This is a genomic window from Zhenhengia sp., from assembly GCF_046966505.1.
Classification (GTDB): Bacteria; Bacillota; Clostridia; order Lachnospirales; family Cellulosilyticaceae; genus Zhenhengia; species Zhenhengia yiwuensis.
In genome coordinates, this window is record NZ_JBKVCH010000018.1 from 46,369 (window position 1) to 55,897 (window position 9,529).

The following is a 9,529-nucleotide window of genomic DNA, read 5'->3' on the forward strand; positions in this document are numbered from 1 at the left end:
TACCTATAGCATAGGCTACTATACCTCTTGTGTAGGAATCTATAGTGGTTGAAAGGTGTATATACTGTAAAATCACCATTTTAATCTATGATAATCATAGATGCAAACAGTATCCTTAAATATATTTTTGATAGATAGATATGCTTCAGCTTCATATCTATCTATTTACTGCTTTTTAACGCTTGAATCAAATCTTAAGACAAGTTTATGTAACAAACTAGTAATTATTTTAGTAGATACTCTATTTTCCCTCTACAGAGTATAGGGGCGATATGTATCTTTTTTTGTTTGAAATCATCTATAAATTTTATTAGTATATAAGCTATTTAATAATATGGATTTTGGGATAATCTAAGTATATATTAACTTATTTATAATCTATGCAGCTTTCTGCACACTACATTAAAAGTTGATTTCAGAAAACTTTTACCACTACTGAAAAATACTCTTAATTTATCCCCATTTTACTTTTGGTTCTTTTTTAATACTTTTCTATATATTTACCTCTTACTGATTCATAACCTACCACAGATAATACATAATTATCTGTGGTGGGTTGCTTAGTTTGTGGAATTAGTGTTAACATATATTAAAGGTTAACTAAGGTTAACATGCAAGTAAAATAAAGAAGTTAACCGTAATATAAAAGGTTAACCTTACAGGAGGAAATATAATGGCAGATGTAACATTTGGTGTAAAAGTTCCAGAAGAAATGAAAAATGAATTAGCAGAGATCATGAAAAGCACCCAATTAACAGGAAAAGAGTTTATGGGGCTATTATTAACTACATATAAATTAGAGCAAAAGAAACAAGCTGAAGATTTATTAGTAAAGGATATAGATGAATTGCAAAGATTGCTCCAGCGTATTCAAACAATGTATTTAAATGTAAGTGAGCGTGTCGGTCTCATAGTAGAAGAGCGTATAGGAGAAGTAGAGGCAGTTGTTGTACAGAAAGAAGAAGAAAAAGAAGCATTAATTAAGGAAAAGTCCTTATTAGAAGAAAAAATAGATAACTTATTAAAAGAAAAAGAGGAGGCTAAAGATCGATATGAGGCTTTAGAAAAAGCATATAGTGAATTGGAAGAGCAAATCAGTGAGCAGAAAATACAAATTAAACAACATCATACGCTATGCGAGAAATATGAAGAACAAATTGTAGGACTTAAAGAGGAAAATAGTAAGTGGGAACGCCTAGAAGTTGAAATAGAAGAACGTAATGAGGAAAATGAACGTCTTAAAGTTAGAAATGATGAAGTATCTTCTGAATTATGGTTTGCACAAAGAGAGGTTGAAAAGCTTAAAGAATCATTGAAACAAGAGGAAGATGGGAAGAATAAAGAATTAACTGCGCTTAAAGAAAAATATGATTTAGAACTTCAAAATAGCTTATTAGAGCAGAAGCTCATTTTTACGAATAAAATTGAAGTGTTAAAAGAAGAACAACATAAAGAGCAACAGGAATTAAATAACAAGATACAAAATTTGCTTCTAGGTATAAAAATGGAAAATAAATAGTGTTGAAAAACTTGTCATATAATGATATACTCTGTCCTTGGAAAAGGAGTGTATATTCATGGCGAAAAATTATTTAGCACCAAATGAGATTTTAGATTACACAATCGAAGGCGGTCAGGCAAAAGTTAACCGTACAGCAATGGCAGTATTCCTTATGGCTGTTATGGCTGGTATGTATGTTGCTTTAGGAGGGCTTGCTTCATCAACTGCAGCACATGCAATTGCAGATAAAGGTGTAGCAAAATTAGTAACAGGTGCAGTATTCCCTATTGGTCTTATGTTTGTAGTACTTAACGGGGGAGACCTTTTTACAGGAAACTGTTTAATTGTTTTATCAACTCTTGAAAAACGTAATAAAGTAAGTGAATTCTTTAAGAATTTAGCAATTGTTCTTGCAGGAAACTGTGTAGGTGCATTTTTCATTGCTTTCCTACAAGCTAATACAGGTCTTTTTAGAATGAGTGATGGTGGTTTTGCTGCTTATGCTTTAAAAACAGCTATTTCAAAAGCAAATCTTCCTTTCACAGAAGCTTTATGTCTTGCAATTATTTGTAATATCTTTGTATGTGCAGGTATTTGGATGATGTACTCTGCAAAAGATGTAACAGGAAAAATCCTTGCTGGATTCTTCTCAATCTTTGCATTTGCTATTAGTGGTGCAGAGCATATCGTAGCAAATATGTACTATGTGCCAGTTGGTATGTTTATTAAAAACAACCCTGAACTTGTACAATTATCAGGTGTTGCTGCAGATAAGTTAGATACTTTAACATGGGGTAACTTCTTTACAAACAATGTTATTCCAGTAACACTTGGTAACTTTATTGGTGGTGTTATCATTGGTGTAATGTATTATCTTATCTTTAAAAAATTTACTAAACCTGCACAATAAAATTGAGTATAATAGAGGCATGGGAGATGATCCCATGCCTTATTTTATTGAATCTAGAAAAGGTAGGAACCCTTATGACTATACAAAAGAGTATTCATTATTTTAAAGCATCTTTAGAAAGTATGCAGCTTTCGTCTCATACCATCAAAGCTTATTTGCAGGATTTAGCGCAGTGGCAAGCCTTTGTAAATGTAGAATCATTAGAAGACTTAAGTTTTGAAGTCTTGCAAGAGTATTTAATGCATTTACAATCTACAGGGCTTAAGCCTACAAGTTTAAGACGTAAACGTGTTGTTTTACATCGTTTTCTTACTTTTTGCTATGAAAAAAGGCTCTGTGATGAAAAGTTTTATGATTATATTGATCCAATCAAAATGAGAAAGCATAAGGCACCTAAAGAAGTCTTGTCTACGGAAGAGATTGAAGAACTTTTTGATTACATAGATGGACAGATTGCTATAAATGAAGCACTTTTAGGAACAAGTAACCATTATGATTATTTATATTACTGCTGGATCCGTAACAAACTTATAGTAGGTATCTTGCTTTATACAGGCTGTCGTGCTAATGAAGCTGTAAGCTTAAAAAAGGCAGATATTAATATGAAAAATAATACCATACTATTACTGGCAAAGGGCTTTAAATATAATGTGGTGCCTATTCATCCAGAACTTTTAACCTTGCTAAAAGGCTATGATGAACAAATACAATTATTAAAGAATGTTGATATTCTTAAAGTAATAGATGAGTCTATTTATATGTTCCCAAGTAGACAGGATAGTGGTGCGCATTTAGCAACGCGTACGCTTCATGATTTAATGCTAAAACTCTCAGGCGTATTAGGTAGACATATACATGCCCATTTGTTTAGACATACCTTTGCTTCGTACTGTATTGCAGCTAATATGGATATTACCACTTTATCATCTCTGATTTCGCATAGTAATCCATCTATTACCTTATCCATTTATACACATGAAATCGAGTCTACTCAAAAACAAAATGAAATTAAAAAGTTAAATTTTGATAAACGTTCATAGGTATGAAATCTCCTTAAAAGTGTTATGATAAATATAATACTAAAGGAGGTTTTTTTATGTACGAAAACTTCAAACAGCTTAGTGATAAATATGAGGAAGGGTATAGATGCATACACAAGGATACGACTAAAGGATGTACTTATACTTTAAGAAATTTTGATAAAGGAAAAATTTATACCATAAGTAGTAATGATAGGATGGAAATAGGGGAGATGGAGCACTTCTTAGATAATCTTGAAGAGGTGAAAAGAAAGACCGGTTGTGATTGTATTTGTACAGGGTATGAAACAGATGATTAAAAAACAGCTATTCCTTGAAAAAACTGAAGGAATAGCTGTTTTAACTTATCTAAATCGCATAGCAATATAGCGCTTAATAAATTCAAGCTTTTTATCATAGGGTGGGTAACGAAGAGGAAGTTCTACTCTAGAGCTATAGCATACGGTCTTGTAGTGGCTAAATGTATCAAAAGAATATTTTCCGTGATAGGCACCCATACCACTATAACCTACACCACCAAAAGGTGCTTTAGGATGAGTAAGATGCATAATAGTATCATTAATGCACCCACCACCAAATGAGAGATGTTTAAGCAGATGTTTTATACGCTTTTTATCATGACTGAATATATAACAAGCAAGTGGTTTTGGAAAACGTTGAACTGTTTCGATAGCTAAAGCAAGTTTGGAAAAGGGGATAACAGGAAGTATAGGTCCAAAAATCTCTTGCTGCATACATTCATCTTTTAACTTGACTGGATAAAGAATAGTAGGTTCGATATAAAGGTCTTCATGGTCAAAATGACCGCCATAATAAATTTTATCTTCATCAATATATTTTAATACTTGAACATAATGTTTTTCATGAATCAGTCTAGAAGATTGGCTAGGATTTTCAAACATTTTAGCTGTTTCTTTAGCGAGTAACCCTAAGAAGTGTTTCGCAACATCTTCATGTACAAGCACATAATCTGGTGCTACACATGTTTGGCCTGAATTCATAAATTTCCCCCAGGCAATACGTTTAGCTGCTAACTGAAGGTCACATTTGGCATCAACAATGGCTGGGTTTTTTCCTCCTAATTCTAAAGTGATAGGGATAAGATTTTTTGAAGCCTCTGCCATAACCTTTTTGCCGGTCTCAATACTTCCTGTAAAGAAGATGTAGTCAATAGGTTGTTTAAGTAGGGATTGGCAAATTTCTGGACCGCCATCAATAACCCATACTAAGTGCGTAGGGAAAACTTCTCTTAGTAAGCATTTAAGAGCTTTTGAGGTATAGGGTGTATATTCGGACGGCTTTAAAACAACACAGTTCCCAGCAGAAATGGCTCCAATTAAAGGAGAAAGCGCAAGTTGGATAGGATAATTATAAGGAGCGAAAATAAGGCTTATACCATAAGGTTCAGGTATAACCTTAGTTGATCCAGCTAATATAGGGAAGGGGGCACTATAAGTTTTAGGTTTTGTCCAATATTTAAGGTTGTGAATGGCAGTCTCTATTTCGGTAAGAACCATATAAATTTCAGTTGTATAAGTTTCAAAATAAGGCTTTTTAAAATCTTTATAAAGTGCCTGAACAAGGAGGTCTTGGTGAGCTAAAAGATTTTTTTTAAGTTTTTTTAAAAAGTATAATCTGAAATGAACATCATAAGTTTTATATGTTTTAAAAAAGCGATGCATAGATTGGATTTGTTCTGTCATATCTTTCATGAATTACACCTCGAATAGTTTAATTATTCTATCTTTCATAGTATACTACCAAAACATTCTTTATCCAAGTTTATAACGTTAAACCTTAGAAAGTGGCTATACAAAGAAATACAAGTCAGTTCTGCAAAAGTTTACTTATTATAAACCTGCTTTCATAAGTACATACTAAAAATGTAACTTCATTGATAATAGGGGGATAAAATAATGATAAAAAAAATAATGGCATATTTTCTTATGAGTACACTTTTTATCACACCTTGTTTTACTTATGCTAATACTAAACAAGAAACAAAAGAAACACCAGGTACAGCTATATTTGTTATGGCCGTACCTACTGAAATTCATATAGAAGATCAGCATTATAAAAGTACAGGAAATTATCTTAATATAGAGACTCATTATCCGCAATTAGAAGGATTACTAGATAAAAAATTTCAAAAGAAGATGAATCATTATTTTGAAAATCATGTTATACAGTTACAAAAAGAGATTAAAAAAGAAGCAAAGAAACAGTATAAGGAACAAGCCTCTGATACACCCTTATATAAATATGAATTAATTAGTAATTATAAAACTAAAGAAAGTCTTAAACAATATTTAGTTATTGGCTTATTTGATTATATTTATACAGGTGGTGCACATGGCTTACCTCAACAAAGCTATATAACCCTAGACTTAAGTCAGAATGAAGTCCTCACACTTAATCAATTGTTCGATGAAAAAATGGATTATAAAACAGAGCTTAAAGAACTCATTACTAATCAAATTGAGAAGAGAACGGATAAAAAAGAGAAATTTTTTGATGATTTCTATGATCTAATTCATATTGAAGAAAATCAGAACTTTTATATAACACCTGCAGGGGATCTTGTACTTGTCTTTAATGTATATGAAATTGCACCTTATTCAACAGGCGTTGTAGAGTTCACTATTAAAAAAGAAGACTTAAAGGGATATAGAGTGGATTATAATTAAAGCCTAATGCTTATAATTAGGCTTTTTTCATAGATTAAGTACATTGAAAAATACAGTAATTTATAGTATAATTTGAAATACTTCAAAGGGGGAAAAAGAATGACAACGTATAAAAGAAATAAAAAATCGCCCAAATCGTTAAGCCGTATGATTATAGGTACACTTTTATTAATAGGGGTTGGTACATGTAGTTTATATACAGTAGAACAATACAATAATCCAGAATTGCATGGAAAATGGATTTCTACAGAGACGCTTGAAGAAATTGTTTTTAATGAAGATGGCACAGTAACGCTTAATGAAGCAATTTATATACCTAAATTTCAGGTTACTGCACCTAATAAAATGCTTTATACAGTAGAAGATAAGGAATTTGAAACCTATTATGAATTAGATGGACGCTCTTTATATTGGGGGATATCTAAAGAGCAAGCAGAAATATTTAAACGCAAATAAAGTTCTTTACATAAATTAAATAGAAATCCTTATACTTGTTTATTATTTTGTATTAATATAAAATAATATTGATTAATAGGATTAAAGAGGTGTATACATGAATCAATTAGAACTTGAAGGAATTTATGAACAGGCTCAAAAAAGTGCTAAACAATCTTGGAATACAATGACGAGCAAAGGTGAAATGGGCTATCTGCCTTCGTTAGATGGAATTGTCCAGCCTAGTGAAATTCTTTCAGAGGTTTCATTAGGACTAGTAGAAATTCCTATTCAAAAAATTATAGGTACTTATACCCATTCACGTAGTATCTCTTTTGCACATAATTTTATGCCACTTATGAGTAAAGATACGGAATTTGCAAATAAATGGATGAATTTATATAATGCGCATGTACAAGAAGGCATTAGAGAACCTCTTAAAGTCTATGAATATTTAAATCGTTTCTTTGTAATAGAAGGTAATAAAAGAGCAAGTGTACTAAAATATGTTGGAGCAATATCTTTTAATGCTTATGTTATTCGAATGGTACCTAAAAAAGATCCGACGAGTAAAACAAATACCATCTATTATGAATTTATGGATTTTTATAAGAAGACACAGATTAATACAATTTGGTTCTCTCAATCAGGACGATTTAAAGAATTATATGAGTTTATTGAAAAATATAAATTTGACAAGCCTTTTTATAATACAAAAGAAAAGCAATTTACAGCAGAGGTTTATAGACCATTTCGTACACTCTATTTAAAAGAAGGAGGAAGTCACCTAAAGCTTACAACAGGTGATGCTTTCCTTAACTTCCTTAAAATTTATGGTTTGCCTCAGACTATTTCTCCTCAGACACATAAAGAATATATTCAAAAACTTATTTCTGAACTAGATGTGATTGAGCAAGATGAGGTTAATGTAGAAACAGATACAATAGAAGCACCAAGTAGAAGAAAACGTGTTTTTAGTTCCCTTGCTGACCGTTTAAGTGGAAAACGAACACTTAAAATTGCTTTTGTCTATGCTAAAGCACCTGAAACATCTGGATGGGCTTATAGCCATGAATTAGGTAGATTGCATATAAATAATGTTTTTAAAGATCAAATTCATACAGAAAAAATCGTTAATGTACCGGAAAGTGCAGAAGCTTATAATATATTAGAACGTTTAGCAAAAGAAAAATATGATATTATTTTTACAACAAGCCCAACTTTTGTAGCACCAGCTTTAAAAGCAGCTATGCAGTACCCAGATGTTAAATTTTTTAACTGTGCAGGAACACATTCTTACAAATCACTTACTTTATACTTTGGACGTATACATGAACCAAGATATTTACTTGGAATGATAGCAGGTGCTATGACAAAAACCAATATTATAGGTTATGTTGCGCCTTATCCTATTTCTGAAGTTATTTCAAGTATTAATGCCTTTACACTAGGTGTACGAGCGGTTAACCCTTATGCAACAGTTAAAGCGATGTGGACTTATAGATGGGATAATCCTGAACAGGGAAAAGACATTGCTAAACATCTTATGGAAGCAGGAGTAGATATTATTTCAAATGAAGACTTGCCTGTACCTGAAGATATGTCTAAAGAATATGGAGTTTATTGTGTAGGAAAAGATGAATTAGAAAAGAAACATTATGCCATGGCGATTTGGAACTGGGGTGTATTTTACGAAAAAGTTATTCGCAATATTTTAAGTGGAACATGGAAAACCCTTTCTGATATTTCATCAGGAGATCAAAGTCCTCTTAATTTCTGGTTAGGTATGAATACAGGTATTGTCGATATTCTTTATTCTAATAGAAATGTGAATAGCCAAATGAAATATTTAATCGAAGGCATTAAAAGTGCTATCATACGCAATGAATTTGATATTTTCACAGGTCCTATCTATGATCAAAATAAAGTTTTACGTGTTAAAACAGGTGAGAAATGTGATTATGAAGATATTATCAATATGGATTGGTTAGTAGATGGTGTAGAAGGAGAGCTTCCTAATAATGAGGACTTAAAACCTACAGATCCTTTCTCTTATATGAAAAATATTGTAAAAGCAGATATTTAAAAAGGTGTCAGACGTTTTCAGAGCGGCTGACACCTTTTTAGAATTAAGATTCTTTTGGCGTATAGTCTAATATGTAATAAGAAAAACCATTAATAACAGTTGTTTCTTGCGCAGTTAAAATGCGTTTCTGATTTACACCATAGTTAAGATGCTGATGTCCATGCAGATGGTATGATGGAGCAAGTGTTTTATAAACATCATGAAAACATTCAAAGCCTTTGTGTGCCCAATCATCTCCATCACCTACGCCTAAGGAAGGAGCATGGGTGACAAAAATATCTAAACCACCTTTGCGCTGACAACTACGTATAAGTTTCTTAGTGCGCTTGCGCATAGCATTTTCTGTATACTGGAAAGGTCCTCCTGTATATTCAATACAGCCACCAAGACCAGCAATTTTTATATTTTTATAGGTTATAATCTGATTGTCAATATCAATACAGCCTTCTGGCGGAGCTTGTAAATATTTAATATCATGATTACCAGGTACATATAAAAGAGGAACTGGAATCATCGTTACAAGGAAAGATAAATATGAAGCTTTTAGATCACCACAAGAAATGATGAGTTCTATATCTTTAAATTTTTCCTTATCGAAGTGGTCCCATATATATGTATTTTCTTGATCTGAAACTATTAATATCTTCATTCTACTCATCCTTTGTTTTAAGAGTGCAGTCTTAATTATACTATAAAAAGATGAAATATTAAAGTGCAAAAAATTGAAAATATGAAAAAGAGTGTTGACATTAGAAAGTTATCTTGCTAATATATACGAGTACTTGTTTGATAAGTATACTTACAATTAAATAATATAACCATTAAACCAGTCGATTCATAAAGTCACATTATGTGACAAGTCAGTACTAC

9 protein-coding genes are annotated in these 9,529 nt (G+C 31.8%); 7 read left to right on the forward strand and 2 right to left on the reverse strand.

The annotated features are described in order from the left end of the window. The first annotated feature begins 673 nt into the window (after nt 1-673). The 4 genes from ACLTBU_RS15610 to ACLTBU_RS15625 all read left to right on the forward strand — a co-directional run bounded on the left by ACLTBU_RS15610 (nt 674) and on the right by ACLTBU_RS15625 (nt 3,750). Complete coding sequence (locus ACLTBU_RS15610; RefSeq protein ID WP_412219848.1) at nt 674-1,519, forward strand: hypothetical protein; 846 nt, start codon at nt 674-676, stop codon at nt 1,517-1,519. Nucleotides 1,520-1,577: 58 nt separating this feature from the next. Then, the gene (locus ACLTBU_RS15615) at nt 1,578-2,411 is read left to right on the forward strand and encodes a formate/nitrite transporter family protein (protein ID WP_412219850.1); all 834 of its coding nucleotides are present in this window, start codon (nt 1,578-1,580) and stop codon (nt 2,409-2,411) included. Nucleotides 2,412-2,485: 74 nt separating this feature from the next. Continuing rightward, entirely contained in the window at nt 2,486-3,451 is a 966-nt protein-coding gene (locus tag ACLTBU_RS15620) for a tyrosine-type recombinase/integrase (protein ID WP_412219851.1), read from the forward strand. Between the two features lie 56 nt (nt 3,452-3,507). Then, the gene (locus ACLTBU_RS15625; RefSeq protein ID WP_412219853.1) at nt 3,508-3,750 is read left to right on the forward strand and encodes a hypothetical protein; all 243 of its coding nucleotides are present in this window, start codon (nt 3,508-3,510) and stop codon (nt 3,748-3,750) included. Between the two features lie 45 nt (nt 3,751-3,795). Here the strand turns inward: ACLTBU_RS15625 and ACLTBU_RS15630 are convergent, their stop codons facing one another. Next, nucleotides 3,796-5,163, reverse strand: coding sequence for an aldehyde dehydrogenase family protein (locus ACLTBU_RS15630; protein ID WP_412219855.1), 1,368 nt, complete (start codon nt 5,161-5,163; stop codon nt 3,796-3,798). A 204-nt stretch (nt 5,164-5,367) separates the two neighbouring features. On the opposite strand from ACLTBU_RS15630, the gene ACLTBU_RS15635 reads away from it, so the two are divergent. From ACLTBU_RS15635 to ACLTBU_RS15645, 3 genes are all read left to right on the forward strand, one after another. After that, a complete protein-coding gene (locus ACLTBU_RS15635) occupies nt 5,368-6,138 on the forward strand; it encodes a DUF3298 and DUF4163 domain-containing protein (protein WP_249334591.1) in 771 nt (256 codons plus the stop codon). A gap of 99 nt (nt 6,139-6,237) precedes the next feature. After that, the gene (locus ACLTBU_RS15640; RefSeq protein WP_249334589.1) at nt 6,238-6,594 is read left to right on the forward strand and encodes a hypothetical protein; all 357 of its coding nucleotides are present in this window, start codon (nt 6,238-6,240) and stop codon (nt 6,592-6,594) included. Nucleotides 6,595-6,691: 97 nt separating this feature from the next. Beyond that, nucleotides 6,692-8,659, forward strand: coding sequence for a BMP family ABC transporter substrate-binding protein (locus ACLTBU_RS15645; RefSeq protein WP_412219857.1), 1,968 nt, complete (start codon nt 6,692-6,694; stop codon nt 8,657-8,659). A 43-nt stretch (nt 8,660-8,702) separates the two neighbouring features. Here ACLTBU_RS15645 and ACLTBU_RS15650 read toward each other — a convergent pair whose 3' ends face one another. After that, on the reverse strand, nt 8,703-9,308 hold the full coding sequence (locus tag ACLTBU_RS15650) for a metallophosphoesterase family protein (protein WP_177672076.1): 606 nt from the start codon (nt 9,306-9,308) through the stop codon (nt 8,703-8,705). Nucleotides 9,309-9,529 lie beyond the last annotated feature (221 nt).